Source organism: Micromonospora sp. WMMC415, from assembly GCF_009707425.1.
In the GTDB taxonomy this organism is placed as follows: Bacteria; Actinomycetota; Actinomycetes; order Mycobacteriales; family Micromonosporaceae; genus Micromonospora.
In genome coordinates this window covers 5762677-5778233 of sequence record NZ_CP046104.1, presented here as the reverse complement: position 1 = coordinate 5778233, position 15557 = coordinate 5762677, and the positions used below count along the sequence as shown (strand labels likewise).

General features: G+C 72.1%; 9 protein-coding genes and 1 pseudogene. 8 read left to right on the top strand and 2 right to left on the bottom strand.

Going from position 1 to position 15557, the window contains the following annotated elements:
- The first annotated feature begins 48 nt into the window (after nt 1-48).
- From GKC29_RS27050 to GKC29_RS27035, 4 genes are all read left to right on the top strand, one after another.
- Complete coding sequence (locus GKC29_RS27050; RefSeq protein ID WP_155333495.1) at nt 49-4944, top strand: phospholipase A2; 4896 nt, start codon at nt 49-51, stop codon at nt 4942-4944.
- A gap of 252 nt (nt 4945-5196) precedes the next feature.
- Nucleotides 5197-6555: a hemolysin family protein gene (locus GKC29_RS27045; RefSeq protein ID WP_155333494.1), complete on the top strand. Its 1359-nt coding sequence runs from the start codon at nt 5197-5199 to the stop codon at nt 6553-6555.
- The gene (locus tag GKC29_RS27040; RefSeq protein WP_155333493.1) at nt 6552-7616 is read left to right on the top strand and encodes a hemolysin family protein; all 1065 of its coding nucleotides are present in this window, start codon (nt 6552-6554) and stop codon (nt 7614-7616) included. Before GKC29_RS27045 ends, GKC29_RS27040 begins: the two co-directional genes overlap by 4 nt.
- 171 nt (nt 7617-7787) lie before the next feature.
- Nucleotides 7788-8711 carry a sporulation protein gene (locus tag GKC29_RS27035; protein ID WP_155334365.1) on the top strand — a complete coding sequence of 308 codons (924 nt, stop codon included), beginning with the start codon at nt 7788-7790 and terminating at the stop codon, nt 8709-8711.
- Between the two features lie 13 nt (nt 8712-8724).
- Here GKC29_RS27035 and leuE read toward each other — a convergent pair.
- Nucleotides 8725-9392, bottom strand: a pseudogene (gene leuE / locus GKC29_RS27030) (leucine efflux protein LeuE).
- Nucleotides 9389-10633, bottom strand: coding sequence for a bifunctional pyridoxamine 5'-phosphate oxidase family protein/GNAT family N-acetyltransferase (locus tag GKC29_RS27025; RefSeq protein WP_155333492.1), 1245 nt, complete (start codon nt 10631-10633; stop codon nt 9389-9391). The pseudogene leuE and the gene GKC29_RS27025 overlap by 4 nt, the downstream one beginning before the upstream one ends.
- Nucleotides 10634-10671: 38 nt before the next feature.
- Between GKC29_RS27025 and GKC29_RS27020 the strand changes: the two genes are divergently transcribed.
- The 4 genes from GKC29_RS27020 to GKC29_RS27005 all read left to right on the top strand — a co-directional run bounded on the left by GKC29_RS27020 (nt 10672) and on the right by GKC29_RS27005 (nt 15554).
- Nucleotides 10672-12012, top strand: a complete 1341-nt coding sequence (locus GKC29_RS27020; RefSeq protein WP_155333491.1) for an aminotransferase class I/II-fold pyridoxal phosphate-dependent enzyme — start codon at nt 10672-10674, stop codon at nt 12010-12012.
- 123 nt (nt 12013-12135) lie between these two features.
- Complete coding sequence (locus GKC29_RS27015) at nt 12136-12837, top strand: UdgX family uracil-DNA binding protein (RefSeq protein ID WP_155333490.1); 702 nt, start codon at nt 12136-12138, stop codon at nt 12835-12837.
- A 60-nt stretch (nt 12838-12897) separates the two neighbouring features.
- Nucleotides 12898-14037, top strand: a complete 1140-nt coding sequence (locus tag GKC29_RS27010) for an acyl-CoA dehydrogenase family protein (RefSeq protein ID WP_155333489.1) — start codon at nt 12898-12900, stop codon at nt 14035-14037.
- Nucleotides 14038-14132: 95 nt separating this feature from the next.
- Complete coding sequence (locus tag GKC29_RS27005; protein WP_155333488.1) at nt 14133-15554, top strand: MFS transporter; 1422 nt, start codon at nt 14133-14135, stop codon at nt 15552-15554.
- The last annotated feature ends 3 nt before the right edge of the window (nt 15555-15557 follow it).

The following is a 15557-nucleotide window of genomic DNA, read 5'->3' as shown; positions in this document are numbered from 1 at the left end:
GATATCGACCGCTGTGACGATGTGCCCACCTGAACGGGGGAGGCACAAATGAAGAGACGTTGGTCGCTGCGGTCCCATCTGGCCGCCGCGCTGGTCGGTCTGGTGACGCTGAGCGGTCTGGTCGGCGTCCCACCGCGGCCCGCGCTGGCCGCCCTGCCGGCCGGCGGGATGACAGCCGAAGCTTTGAACGCCGAGTTCAACTCGTATGGCGATACCGGTGGCAAGTGGACGAGCGGTGACAGCACGGTCTCGATTCCGTTGCCCGACGGCCGCAACGCCTGGTTCTTCTCCGACACCCTCGTCGGCACCGTCAACGGCGACCACACGTTGCCGACGAACACGCCGATGGTGAACAACTCCGTGGTGCTGCAGGATGGCGCGGATCTCGTCCAGACCCTCCACGGGGGCACGAGCGCGGCGCCCACCTCGCTGGTCCGCCCGACCGACGGTAGTGCCGACAAGTACTGGGTCGGCGACGGGACCGTCGAGGGCGACGCGCTGCGGGTGGTGTACCAGCGGATGAAGAGCACGGGCACCGGCCCGCTCGACTTCGCCCTGCTCGACAGCGCCGTGGTCACATTCGATCTGCCGGCCCTGACCGTTCGCAGCATCGCCGACCGGGGCTACGGCAACCGGGTCGCCTGGGGCTCGGCGGTCCTGGAGGACGGCGCGTACACCTACATCTACGGCGCCGAGGACGTCGACCAGATGCGCTTCGCTCATCTCGCCCGGGTGCCGACCGGCGGGCTCTCCGGCACCTGGCAGTTCTGGACCGGCAGCGGCTGGTCCAATGCCGCGGGTGACTCCGCCCGGCTGCTGTCGGGGGTGGGCGCCGGATTCGCGGTGCAGAAGGTCGGCGGCAGCTACGTACTGGTGACCCAGGAGAGCAACGTCATCTTCTCCGCCGACTTCGTCGCGTACACCGCCAGCTCGCCGACGGGTCCGTTCACCGGTCCGCTTCCCCTGTTCACCGCGCCCGAGCCCGCCGACGTGGCGGGCAGCATCGTCTACGACTCCAAGCTGCACCCCGAGCTGGCCCGCTCCGGCAAGCTGCTGGTCTCATACAACGTCAACAGCCTGGTCCCCGACGCCGTGTACGCCGACGTGCGGAACTACCGGCCCCGCTTCGTCGAGGTGGACTGGCCCCGGCCGGTACCCGATCCCGACACGGTGCCCGCTGCGCCGACCGGGCTGGCGGTGCAGGCCGACAGCAGCGGCACGATCAGTCTGAGCTGGCAGGCTCCGGCCGGCACCGGCCTGACCTACGAGGTGCACCAGCGGGACGTGACGGCGGGGCAGACTCACTTCGTGCGGGTGTCCACGGGGATCACCCAGACGTCAACCGATCTCAACGTCTTCTACAAGACCGGCCACACCTACGAGTTCCGCGTCGGAGCGCGCAACGCCTCGGGCACCGGGCCGCTGTCCGCCGTCGCAACCACGACGGTCTCCATCGGGCCGCCCGCGACCCCGACCGGTCTCACCGCCACGGCCGACGATTCGGGCGCCATCACGCTGAACTGGAACGCCGTACCCCACGTGTGGCGGTACGAGGTGTACCGCCGGGACGTGACCACGGGGGAGACCGAGGCGACGCGGGACTACGACCACTCGCCCCAGGACACGACCTTCACCCTCAACGGGCTGGAGCACGACCACCAGTACGCATTCCAGGTCGTCGCCGTACACGGCGGGGGTGAGTCAGCTCGATCTTCCGAGGTCACCGCGACCGCCTTCTACCGCAAGCCCACGACGCCGACCAGTCTTACCGCCACCGCTCAGGGCAACGGGGACATCGAGCTGCGGTGGAACCACGTGAGCACGGTGGACTGGTTCTACGTCTACCAGCGTGACGTGACCGCCGGCGAGACCGAGTTCACCAAGCTGGAGTGGCCCGTCAACTCCTGCTGCACGATGACGGCTGGCGGCCTCGCCGACGGGCATACGTACGAGTACAAGGTGACGGCGATCGGCAAGGGCGGCGAATCCGATCCGTCGGTCGTGGCGTCGGCGACGGCGGAGCGCCCGCTGCCAGCGACCCCCACCGCCCTCACCGCCGCCGCGCAGGCGGATGGGAGCATCAAGCTGACGTGGCAGCAGTCCCAATCGGACGTCTGGTTCCTGGTGTACCAGCGGGACGTCACCGCCGGCGAGGCAGCTTTCACCAAGCTGGCATGGCCGGTAACCACGTGCTGCACCATGACCGCCGGCGACCTCGTCGACGGCCACACGTACGAGTACAAGGTCAGCGCCCTCAGCGACGCCGGAGAATCCCCGACATCCCCGGTGGCCAGCGCGACGGCGGACATCGCGCCTCCCGCGGCGCCGACCAACCTGGTGGCCACCGGCGGTAACGGCCAGGCGGTGCTGACCTGGGACGGCAGCGGCGACAACTGGCACCAGGTGTACATGCGGGACGTGACAGCCGGCGAGACCGTGTTCACGCCGCTGGCGCTGCCGGTCACCACGTGCTGCACGATGACGGCCGGGTACCTCGTCAACGGCCACCGATACGAGTTCAAGGTCACCGCCAGCGGCCCGGGCGGGGAGAGCGCGGCGAGCAACGTCGTCCAGGTCACCCCGACCGCGCCGCTGCCGCCGGCACCCACCGGGCTGACCGCGACCTCCCAGGTCGACGGAACCATCAAGTTGACGTGGACGGCTCCCGGGCCGGACCTGTGGTACCAGGTCTATCTCCGGGATGTCACCGCTGGCGAGAGCAACTTCACCAAGCTGCCCACCCCGGTCACCACCTGCTGCACGATGACGGCCGGCTACCTCAGCAACGGTCACTCGTACGAGTTCAAGGTCGCCGCGATCAGCTCCGGCGGCGAGGGCCCCACCAGCACCGTGGCCTCAGCGACAAGCAACCAGCCCCGTCCTAGCGCACCCACCAACCTGCGTGGCCAGCCGGCCGGCTCCGGCACCATCGAGTTGAACTGGGACGCCCCGGGGCCGGGTCTCATGTACTGGGTCTACCAGCGTGACGTCACCGCCGGGGAAACCGCCTTCACCAAGTCCACCTACCCCAATGACGGCACCACGGCGACCCGCGGCTTCCTCTCCGACGGGCACCTCTACGAGTTCAAGGTGACCGCGGAGAGCCAGGGCGGCGAAGGGCCGGCCTCCGCGACCATCCAGGTCAGCGCGGTCGGTGGGGTGCCGCAGGCACCGACCAACCTGAGTGCGGTCCCCGGCGACGGCAAGGTGACGCTGAACTGGACGGCCAGCCCGACCGCCGGCTCCTGGTACCAGGTCTACCTGCGCAATGCCAGCGCTGGCCAGTCCTGGCAGAAGGTGGCCGCTCCGGTCACCACCTGCTGCACGATGACCGCCGGCTACCTCGCCAACGGCGACACCTACCAATTCAAGATCACCGCGATCAACGGCGCTGGCGAGTCCACGGCCACGGCGGCGGTCAATGCGAAGCCCCTGCCGCCGGTCCCAGGCGCGCCGTCGGGCCTCACTGCCACCGCTGGCGACGGCAAGGTCGTACTGCGTTGGACGTCCAGTCCGACGTCCGGTGTCTTCTACGACGTCTACCTCCGAGACACCACGGCCGGGCAGCCCTGGCAGAAGGTGGCGTTGCCGGTGACCGAGTGCTGCACGATGACCGCCGGCTACCTCACCAACGGGCACCGCTACGAGTTCAAGGTGGCCGCCAGCAACATGGCCGGCCAGTCGCCGACGACCAACATCGCCGCGGCGACTCCACTACCGCCGTTCCCGCAAGCACCCTCCGGTTTGACCGCGAGCGCCGGCGACGGCAAGGTGACCTTGAACTGGACGGCGAGCCCGACCGCCAACGTCTACTACCTGGTCGAGTATCGGACCTACGGAGCCGCCAACTGGACGAGGGTCAAGTTGCCGGTCACCAACTGCTGTTCCTTCGTCGCTGGATACCTCGCCAACGGCACCACCTATGAGTTCCGCGTCCGCGCCACCAACCAGGCAGGCGACAGCTCGCCGAGCAACGTCGCCTCGGCCCGGCCGATGCCACCGTTTCCGCAGGCGCCTTCGGGACTCACGGCGACGGCCGGCGACGGCAAGGTCACGTTGAATTGGACGAAGAGTCCGACCGCGAACGTGTTCTACCTCGTGGAGTACAAGCCGAGCTCGTCAACCACATGGACGCGGGTGGATCTGCCTGTCACCTCGTGTTGCGCCTTCGTGGCTGGCTACCTCACGAACGGGATCACATACAACTTCCGGGTACGGGCGACGAACCTGTCGGGGGACAGCGCACCGAGTGGCACCGCGACCGCCAAGCCGATGCCCCCAATCCCCAACGCACCGCGGAACGTGACGGTGACTACCTGGCTGTCTTCAGACAAGATGGCCGGCTGGGCCGGCATCGACTGGGATGGCAGCACGAACACCAAGTCGGTTTTCTACCGAATCTGGTACCTCAACGAGAACCGAAATGGTGGCTGGTCGTCAGGCTATTGGGGTGGCGATACCTACAACAGTACGCCGTACTTCAATGGGGGCGAACGGTATGCGATCAAGGTCGAGGCGGTGAATGCCTCGGGCAGCACGATGAGTTCGACGGTCTCCTTCGTGGCCAAGCGATCGAAGCCCGCTTTGTACGATCACTTCACCGCCCCTACCAGCAGGAGCCAGGAGGAATGGTCCGCGGCCAAGAATAATCCCTCGGGTTACGGCGAGTACGACTTCATCTGGGAGGACAACGGCTGCAGCTTCGAGTACGACTTCATCATGGGGGACTACGACAACGCCTTCTTCCACCGGCCATGCCAGCGCCATGACTTCGGTTACCGCAATCATGGAAATTGGGGCAACAGAAACGTCATCGATCACACCATGTGGTATGACATGGCGAACCTTTGCTGGCCGCTATCCAGCAACGAGGAGGAGGACTGCCTGGAGAGTGCGCGCCTGTACTACTGGGGTGTCCAGGAGTTCGGTCAGTCACATTGGTAGCAATGCTCCACGAAACCCCCTAATCAGGGTCGTACCGGGACAGGGCGTTTCAGGTCATACGAGAGACGTCCTGTCCCGGGACCGGAGCAACTGGGGAGCGGGGTCGTACGGGCGTACCCACAGCGGACGTGCAGCCGATGCCGATAAAATGGATGGCATGATCGACTCTTCTGCCCAGGAGGGCAGCAGTAGCCAGCCGGGTCGCGCCCGGCATTCCCTGACCCCGACCCGTACGGGAGCCCTGAGCCACCCGTGCTGATCGTCGTCGGTCTTCTCCTCATCATCGTCCTCACCGCGGCCACGGGCTATTTCGTGGCGCAGGAGTTCGGTTACGTCGCCGTGGACCGCGGCAGGCTCAAGCAGCGTGCCGACAGCGGCGACAAGGCCGCCGCCCGGGCCCTCGAGGTGACCGGCCGGCTCTCCTTCATGCTCTCCGGCGCCCAGCTGGGCATCACCGTCACCGCGCTGCTGGTCGGTTACGTCGCCGAGCCGTACCTGGGCGCGGGCCTGGCCGACCTGCTCGGCGTGGCCGGGGTCTCGGAGGCGGTGAGCCTGCCGCTGTCCGTGGCGCTGGCCCTGCTCATCGCCACCGTCGTGCAGATGGTGCTCGGCGAGCTGGCCCCGAAGAACCTCGCCATCGCCCGTGCCGAGCCGCTCGCGCGGGCGCTCGCCGGCTCCACCCTCATGTACATGAAGATCGCCGGGCCGTTGATCAAGCTCTTCGACCGCTCCGCCGTGCGGCTGCTCCGCCGGGTCGGCATCGAGCCCATCGAGGAGCTGCCCAGCGGCGCAACCCCGGAGGACCTGGAACAGATCATCGCCGAGTCCCGCGAGGAGGGGCGCCTGACCGCCGAGATGTCCACCCTGCTCGACCGCGGGCTGGACTTCCGGCAGCTCACCGCGGGTGAGGCCATGGTGCCCCGGGTCGACGTGCACACCGTCCGCGCCCACGAGCCGGTCAGCCGGGTCGTGGAGCTGCTGGACACCGGCCGCTCCCGGTTCCCCGTCCGGGGCGCCGAGGGCGTCGACGACGTGGTCGGCGTCATCGGCATCGCCGACGTGCTCGGCGTACCGCTGGAGCGCCGCGCCACCACCCCGGTGAGCGCGGTGGCCGTACCCCCGCTGCTGGTGCCGGAGACCCTGCCGCTGCCGACGGTGCTGGACCGGCTCCGGTCCGGGCACCGGCAGCTCGCCTGCGTGGTCGACGAGTACGGCGGCTTCGCCGGCGTGATCACGCTGGAGGACATCGCCGAGGAACTGGTCGGCCCGATCCGCGACGAGGACGACCCGCCGGAGCGGACGCCGACCCGGCAGGACGACGGCTCGTGGGTGGTCCCCGCCCGCTGGCGCATCGACGAGGTCGCCGACAGCACCGGCATCTCGCTGCCCGAGGCCCCCGAGTACGACACCCTCTCCGGCCTGGTCATGCGCGAGTTGGGCCGGGTGCCCGAGGTCGGCGACCGGCTGGAGGTCACCCTGCCCATGGACGGCGACGAGACCGCCGTCGGCACGCGGGCCCTGGTCGAGGTGCTCGCCGTCGACCGGCACGTCGCCGACTCGGTCCGGCTCCGCCTGCTGGAGCCGGGCGGCCGCCAGGAGGTGACCGCGTGAGCCCCGGCGTCGCCCTCTTCACCTCGGTGGTCCTGCTCGCGCTGAACGGGTTCTTCGTGGCCGCCGAGTTCGCCCTGGTGGCGAGCAAGCGGTACCGCCTGGAGCAGGCCGCCGTCGGCGGCAGCCGCGCCGCGAGGGCCGCCCTCGACGGTGTACGGGAGCTGTCGCTCATGCTCGCCGGCGCGCAGCTGGGCATCACCCTGTGCACCCTGGGCCTCGGTGCGCTCGCCGAACCGGCGATCGAACACCTGCTCAGCCCGCTGCTGCACGCCGTGGGCCTGCCCGACGCGGCCAGCCACGCCATCGCGTTGATCTTCGCGCTCAGCCTGGTGACGTTCCTGCACCTGGTGGTCGGCGAGATGGCGCCGAAGTCATGGGCCATCACCGACGCCGAGCGGTCGGCGACGCTCCTGGCGCTGCCGTTCCGGGCCTTCGCCTGGGTCGCCCGGCCGGTGCTGTCGGCCCTGAACGCCGTGGCCAACGGCATCCTTCGGCTGGTCAAGGTCAACCCGCAGGATCAGCTCGCCCAGGTGCACGGCCCGGACGAGCTGCGCATCCTGCTCGAGCAGTCCCGTGAGCACGGCCTCCTCGGCGCCGAGCAGCACGAGCTGCTGACCAGCATGCTGGAGCTGCAGGGCACCACGGTGGCCCAGATCATGGAGCCGTTCGACCGGATGGTCACCGTCCGCCGCGGCGACGACGCCAACCGGATCGAGCAGGTCAGCCGGGACAGCGGCCGCTCGCGCCTGGCCGTGCTGGACGAGGCCGGGGACGTCTGCGGCCTGGTGCACGTCCGCGAGGCGGTACGCGCCACGGCGGCCCGCCCGGAGGCCACCGCCGGTGAGTTGATGACCGCCGCCTTCACCCTGCCCGCGTCCGCTTCGGTGACCGAGGCGGTGGCGGCGATGCGGGCACGGCAGTCGCAGCTGGCGCTCGTCCGCAACGGCGGCGGGCCGGCCCGCCCGATCGGCTTCGTCGCGCTGGAGGACCTGCTCGAGGAGGTCATCGGCGAGTTCGACGACGAGACCGACCCGGTGCCGCGCGGACGACGGTTGCGGTGAGACCCGGGGCCGGTTCCGCAGGTGCTGCTGGCCGACACTTGTGAAACCGGCCCGGAGGGGTAAGCGGGGTCGGCCGGCGTCCGCGCCGCCGGCCCCGCGGCCGCTTCCGGACCCGGCCGCGGGTGCCGGGTGTCCGCCCGGCACGTCGACGCCGGGATCGGGGGAGTGGCGTTGCGGCTGACGGGGGTGTCGCCGGAGTCGGGCTGGACGGGGCTGACCGTCCGGACCGCGCTGGCCAACCCGAGCACCCGACCCGGGCTGCCACTGCCGGGGCGGGTGCTCGTCAGCGCCGGCTCCACCGACGTGCCGGTGCTGCACGTCCGGCTCGGCCTGGTCGCCACCGCCGAGCCGGAGGACCCGGAGGGCCCCCGCCGCCTCGTGCAGTTCCACCAGGCGCAGGTGGCCGACGCCTTCGCGCTGCGCGCCGGGCGGGCCCGGAGCATCCCCTTCGCGTTCCCGATGCCGTGGGAGACCCCGGTGACGATCTTCGGCGGGGTGCCGATCCTCAGCATGCGGATGGGTCTGCGGACCGAGGTGGCGATCGAGCCGCAACTCGACCAGGGCGCGATGGTGCCGGTCTTCGTGCACCCGCTGCCCGCGCAGGCGCACATCCTGGGTGCCCTGGACACGCTCGGGTTCCGGATGCGCCAGGCCGGGCTGGTCGACAGCCGGCTCCCCGGCGTCGAGCAGGCCCTCCCGCTGCACCAGCGGCTGGGCTACTGGGTCGCACCGCTGTACGCCGGACCGATCACCGAACTGGAGGTGATCTTCGTGACGAACTCGGCCGGCCTGGAGGTGCTGCTCTGGTGCGACCGGAGGCTGGCCCTGGCCGGGATCACCCACCAGAGCATCAGCCGCTTCCGGATCTGGCACGCCGGCGCCGACCAGCGCGACTGGGTGTCGACCGTCGACGGGTGGCTGCGCCTGGCGATCAACCGGCATGCCGCCGCGGCGGCGCACGCCGACTGGTCCGCGAACATCACCGAATCCGCCCACGTCAGCCGCCCGCCCGACGAGCCCGTCCATCCCGGTTTCGGTCTTGGCGGCACGGCCGGCGGCGGCGGCATCGGCGGCGGGGGCGGCGACGGCACGTGACCGCCCGGGTGGGTCAGCCGCTGGCGGTGGCGAGCTTGACGCTGAAGCCCAGGAAGAGGGCGCCGACGCCGGTGGTCGCACCCGCGGCGAGGCGGCGCCGGCGACGGAACTGGACGGCCAGGAACGTGCCCGCGAAGATCAGCGCGGTGAGGTAGAGCGCGCTGGTGACCTGCGCGATCAACCCGAGCAGCAGGAACGACAACGCCGGCCACGCGTACGCCGGGTCGACGAACTGGATGAAGAACGAAACGAAGAACAGGATCGCCTTCGGGTTGAGCAGGCTGATCACGAGAGCCTTGCGGAACGGGCTGCGCATCGCCGCCGGGTCGGCCGCGTCGATGAGCCGTGGGGCGTGCGGGTCGTTGCGCGTACGCCAGCGCCGCCAGGCCCCGCGCAGCATCGTCAACCCCACGTAGCCCAGGTAGGCCGCGCCCGCGTACTTGATCACCAGGAAGAGCGGCGGGTACGCCTTCAGCAGCGACGCCACGCCGGCGGCGGAGAGGAACATCAGCACCCCGTCACCCACGAAGACACCGGTCGCCGCCCGGTAACCCGCCCCACGCCCCGCCGCGCCGCGGTGGAGAGCACGAAGAGCGAGTTGGGGCCGGGCAGCAGAACGATCGCCACGGTGCCCAGCACGTACGTCCAGATGTCGGTGATCCCCAGCACGCCGGACATCATGACGCCGCGGGCACCGCCGGGCGAAGCCTTTCCCGCAGCCTGACCTGTGCGGTTGGCCACTGATCGACGGTCATCGCGTACTGCACCGTGTCCCGCCAGGAGCCGTCGGCACGCTGCTTGTGCATCCGCAGCACGGCCTCCCGCGTCGCGCCGAGACGCTCGATGGCCCGCTGCGAACGCTCGTTGCGGATGTCGGTGTGCCACACCACCCGGACGGCGCCCAGTCCCTCGAAGGCGCGGGTCAGCAGCAGCAGCTTCGCCTCGGTGTTGACGCCGGTGCGCCACCACGGTCGGCCGAGCCAGGTGTACCCGATGGCGACCGATCGCCGCTCCGGGTCGACCTCGTAGTAGGACGTGGTGCCGATCACCGCACCCGTGGCCGCGCAGCGCTGCACCCACGGCACCCGCTCGCCGTGCTGCCGTGCGGCGAGGTACGCCCGGACGACGGCCGCCATCTCACCGGCGTCGGCCGGTTGGTACCCGCCGAGATGCCGCCAGACCTCCGGGTCGGCGGTCGCGGCGAACAACTCCCCGGCGTGGATGAGGTCGAGGGGCTCCAGCACCACGTGCTGCCCCCGCATCGACACCGGCTCGTGCCAGGGCGAGCGGGCCGCCCGCAGGTACGCCGGCACGGGCGCGGTCACCCCGGCGTCCGGCTCGGGAACCCCGGCGGTCAGCCGCAGCGGCACCACCCCGGCCCAGTGCGGCAGGTCGAGGTCGGCCGGCTCGTCACGGACCCCGCCGGTGCGGGACCGGACCGACACCTCCCGCAGCGGCAGCGCCAGGACGGCGGTCTCGGCAAGCTCGCGCCGGGTCGGTGGACGGCTCTCGGTGCTGCGGCCCCGCCCCACCTTCTCGACCAGCGCGGTCAGCACGCGGGCCTTCTCGTCGGCGTCGGTGACCAGGTGGGCGGTGCCGTGCGCGACCACCGACCGGTAGTTGGCGCTGTGGTGGAACTGGGAGCGGCCGTAGACCAGCCCGTCGAGCAGCGTCACCGCCACACACACCGGGAGGCCCTCGCCCCGCGCCGCGAGCAGCGGCCGGCTGCCGGTCGAACCGTGCAGGTAGAGCGTGTCTCCGACGCGGACGTGGAGAGTCGGCAGCACCCGCGGCTCCCCGTCGACGGTGAACGCGAGCGCGCAGTCGTACGCCTCGTCGAGCACGGCGTGGGCGGCCTCCGGGTCGTAGCTCATCAGGTCCCGGGAGCGGGTCGCGGTGGTGCGGGGGGTGGCAGCGTACATGTGACATCCAGCCTTCGTGCTAGTACAATTCCTGGACTGTGTCAGCACGTTACCAGATCGCCGGGAAGACGTCGGCCGCGATTTCGGCCAGCGTCGAATCCGGCATCCGTTCCGGAGTCCTCGCCGCCGGGGCCGCCCTGCCCGCCGTCCGGGCGCTCGCCGCCGAGCTGGCGGTCAGCCCGGCCACCGTCGCGCGGGCCTACCAGGAGCTCCGCCAGCGGGGCCTGATCGTCACCGCCGGCCGGCACGGCACGCGCGTCCGGCCCCGCCCGCCGGTGGCCGGTGGCCGCTCGACCCTGCTGCCGCCGCCCGCGCCCGGGGTCCGCGACCTCGCGCTCGGCCAGCCCGACCCCCGAATGCTGCCGCCGCTCGGCCCGCACCTGGCCGCGCTCGCCACGCACCTGGGCCCACCCTCCGGGTACGCGAGCAGCGCGGTGCTGCCCGCGCTCGCCGACGCGGCCCGGGAGCGGCTCGCCGCGGACGGGGTGCCGGTCACCGAGATCACCGTCACCGGCGGTGCGCTGGACGGGATCGAGCGCCTGCTCGGTGCCCACCTGCGCCCCGGCGACGCGGTCGCGGTGGAGGACCCTGGCTGGGCCAACCTGCTCGACCTGGTCGCCGCGCTGGGGCTGCGGCCGATCGGCGTGCCGGTCGACGACGACGGGCCCACCGAGGCGGGCGTCGCCGCCGCACTGGCCCTCGGCGCCCGGGCGCTGGTCGTCACGAGCCGCGCGCAGAACCCGACCGGCGCCGCGCTCTCCGCCGAGCGGGCCGGGCGGCTGCGGGCGCTGCTCGCCGGCCGGTCCGACCTGTTGCTGATCGAGGACGACCACGCCGCCGAGCTGGCCCCCGTCCCGCTGCACCCGCTCGCCGGCGCGACCCCGAGCTGGGCGTTCGTCCGTTCGGTCAGCAAGCCGTACGGGCCGGACCTGCGGCTCGCGGTGCTGGCCGGCGACGAGGCGACGGTGGCCCGGGTCGCCGGGCGGATGCGCGCCGGCGCCGGCTGGGTGTCCACCATCCTGCAACGGCTGGTCCTCGACCTGTGGTCCGACGCGTCGGTGGCCGCGCTGGTGGCCCGCGCCGGCGACAGCTACGAGCGGCGCCGCGCCGGCCTGATCGCCGAGCTGGCGGCGCGCGGGGTGGCGGCCCGGGGGCGCACCGGGATCAACGTGTGGCTGCCGGTGGCCGACGAGACGAGCACCGTGACCGCCCTGCGGGACGCGGGCTGGGCGGTGGCCCCCGGTGCGCTCTACCGGATCGGTGCCGACCCCGCCGTCCGGCTGACCGTCAGCACGCTCGACGAGGCGGACCTCGCGCCGCTCGCCGACGCGGTCGCCCGCGCCCTGCGCCCCGGCGCCCCGAGCGTCTACACCGCGTGATCGACCCGATGCCGCCGGCCTGGAGTCGGAAGACCCCGCCCGACGCGCCTGGCGGGCACCCCGGCCGACGCGCCGGGCCGACGGGGCCGCGTGAGTGGGGCCACACGGGGTAGAACGGTCGTCATGGCCGAGACCGAGACCGCGCCCGGCGCCCAGCTGTTCATCCCGCCGAAGGCCGACACGCTCGACGCCCTGCGGGTCGCCGCCGCCGGCTGCCGGGGCTGCGAGCTCCACCAGGACGCCTCGCAGACCGTCTTCGGTCGCGGCGACGAGAGTGCCCGGGTCGTCCTCGTCGGCGAGCAGCCCGGTGACATGGAGGACCAGAAGGGGCTGCCGTTCGTCGGCCCGGCCGGGCGGCTGCTCCGACAGGCGGTCGACGACGCCGGGCTCGACCCGGGGCACATCTACCTGACGAACGCCGTCAAGCACTTCCGGTTCGAGCTACGGGGCAAGCGGCGCATCCACCAGACCCCGGACCGCGTGCACATCGTCGCCTGCCGCCCCTGGCTGGTCGCCGAGTTCGCCAAGCTGAGCCCGGACGTCGTGGTGGTCCTCGGGGCGACCGCCGCCAAGGCGCTGCTCGGTCCGGCGTTCCGGGTCACGAAGCAGCGCGGGGAGCTGCTGCCCTGGCCGGACGCCGCGCAGTACCCGGAGCACTTCAAACGGGTGCCGGTGGACAGCGCCGGCACGGTGGCGGACGCCCCGCGGGCCAGCCTCCTGGCCACCATCCACCCGTCCGCGGTGCTTCGCGCGGACAACCGGGACGTCGCCTACGAGGGCCTGGTCGCCGACCTGACCGTCGCCGCCCGCGCCCTCGCCGCCTGATCCCCGGGCGGTGCCGGGGCCCGCTGGGCAGGACGGGTGAGCGGTGCCACACTTGCCGCCATGGAGCAGCATCTGTACGAGCGGGACCACGACGAGTTCCGCGACCTGTGCCGGGAGTTCCTGACCCGCGAGGCCGTGCCGCACCACGAGCGCTGGGAGGCGGCGGGGATCGTCGACCGGGAGGTGTGGCGCAAGGCCGGGTCGGCCGGGCTGCTCGGCATGGACGTCGACCCGGAGTACGGCGGTGGCGGTCAGCAGGACTTCCGGTTCAACGCGGTGCTGGTCGAGGAGATCGTCGCCGCGGGCTGTTCCGGGCTCGGGTTCGGCCTGCACAACGACGTCGTGGCGCCGTACCTCACCGAGCTGACCACCGACGACCAGCGCAAGCGGTGGCTGCCCGGCTTCTGCTCCGGCGACCTCGTCACCGCGATCGCGATGAGCGAGCCCGGCGCCGGTTCCGACCTGGCCGGCGTCCGTACCAGCGCGGTCCGCGACGGCGACAGCTGGGTCCTCAACGGACAGAAGACGTTCATCACGAACGGTGAGATGGCCGACCTGGTGCTGGTCGTCGCCCGGACCGCCGACCAGGGCGCGCACGGGGTGAGCCTGATCGCCGTGGAGACCGGCACGCCCGGCTTCAGCCGGGGGCGGCGGCTGGCCAAGGTCGGCCTCAAGGCCAACGACACGGCGGAGCTGTTCTTCGACGACTGCCGGGTGCCGGCGGAGAACCTGATCGGCACCGAGAACCACGGCTTCTACCACCTGATGGCGAACCTGCCCCGGGAGCGCCTCAGCATCGCGGTCGCCGCCGTGGCCGCCGCGGAGAAGCTGCTCGCCGTCACCCTGGACTACGCCCGCAGCCGGGAGGCGTTCGGCCGGCCGATCGGGAAGTTCCAGCACAACCGCTTCCTGCTGGCCGAGCTCGACACCGAGGTGACGATCGCGCGGACGTTCGTCAACCACTGCGTCACCGAGTTCAACGCCGGGCGCCTCTCGGTGACCGACGCGGCCAAGGCCAAGTGGTGGACCACCGAGCTGCAGAACAAGGTCGCCGACCGTTGCGTCCAGTTGCACGGCGGGTACGGCTTCATGCTGGAGTACCCGGTGGCGAAGGCCTGGCTGGACGGCCGGGTGCAGACCATCTACGGCGGCACCACCGAGATCATGAAGGAGATCATCGGTCGTGGCCTCGGCCTTTAGGGCGGGTGTCGAAGTCGCGGACCTGATGCCGTCGGCCGGGGCGGATGCGCAAGGATAGGCACGCCGTCTACCCCTTACGTCTCCGGGAGTCGCCGATGGCCACCGACCTGACCGCGCCGGCGCCTGTCCGGCCCGACGTCGCGCCGATCCAGCGGCGGACCCTGCGCCTGCTCTTCGGCACCCAGGTCATCGGCGGCATCGGCGTGACCATCGGCGTCGCGGTCGGGGCGCTGCTCGCCGCCCGGGTCGCCGGCACCGCGGTCGCCGGCCTGGCACAGAGCGCCGCCGTGGTGGGCGGTGCGCTGCTGGCCGTCCCGGTCACGCGGATCATGAACGGGCACGGCCGCCGGCCGGGGCTGGTCGTCGCCTACCTGGTCGGCGCGGTCGGCGCGGTGCTCGTCGTGGCCGCCACGGTCACCCGCTCCGTGCCGCTGCTCTTCCTCGGCATGCTGTTCTTCGGCGGGGGCACCGCCGCGAACCTCCAGGCCCGGTACACCGCCGTGGATCTGGCCGACCCGGCCCGCCGGGGTCGCCAGCTCTCGATCGTCGTCTGGGCCACCACGATCGGCGCCGTGGCCGCACCGAACTTCGCCGCGCTCGCCGACGAGGTCACCAGCGGGTGGGGGCTGCCGCCGCTGGCCGGTCCGTTCGCCTTCAGCGCCGCCGCGTTCGTGCTCGCCGCCGGCGTACTCCTCGCACTGCTGCGGCCCGACCCGCTGCTCACCGCGCGCCGGCTGGCGGCGGCCGACGCGCCGGTCGCTCCGCCGCCCGGCGCCGTCGAGGCCCCCGCCGCCTCGCCGCCCGCGGCCACGCTCGGGGCCCCCGCCGCCCTGCCGCCCGCGGCCACCGACGCGCCGGTCGCTCCGCCGGCCACGGCCACCGTCGGGGCCCCGGCCGCCCGGCGCGGCGCCGGGATGCGGGCGGCCTGGCAGGTGGTACGCGGGCTCCCGGCGGCCCGGCTCGGCATCGCCGCGGTGGCGGTCGGTCACGTGGTGATGGTGGCGGTGATGTCGATGACCCCGGTACGGCTCGACCAGTCGCACGGCGACGCCGACGTCCTCCGGGTGGTCGGCATCGTGCTGAGCCTGCACATCGCTGGCATGTACGCCCTGTCCCCGCTGGTGGGCTGGCTCACCGACCGGCTCGGGCGGCGGGCGGTCATCCTCGGCGGAGCGGCGGTGCTGCTCGCCGCGTGCGCGGTCGCCGGCGCCGCCGGTCACCACACGCCCCGGCTCTCGATCGGTCTCGTCCTGCTGGGGCTGGGCTGGTCCGGCACCATGGTGGCCGGCTCCACGCTGCTGTCGGAGTCGGTGCCGTTGGCCGTGCGCCCGAGCGTGCAGGGGTTCTCCGACCTGGTCATGGGGCTGTCCGGCGCCGGCGCCGCCGCGGTCAGCGGGTTTGTCATGCAGGCTGCCGGCTATCCGGTGCTCACCCTGCTGGCGGCGATCGCGGTGGTGCCCCTGGTGGCGCTAGCGTTGCGTCCGGTGTCCGCGGGGACACCCGACAAGGAGGACTGACAC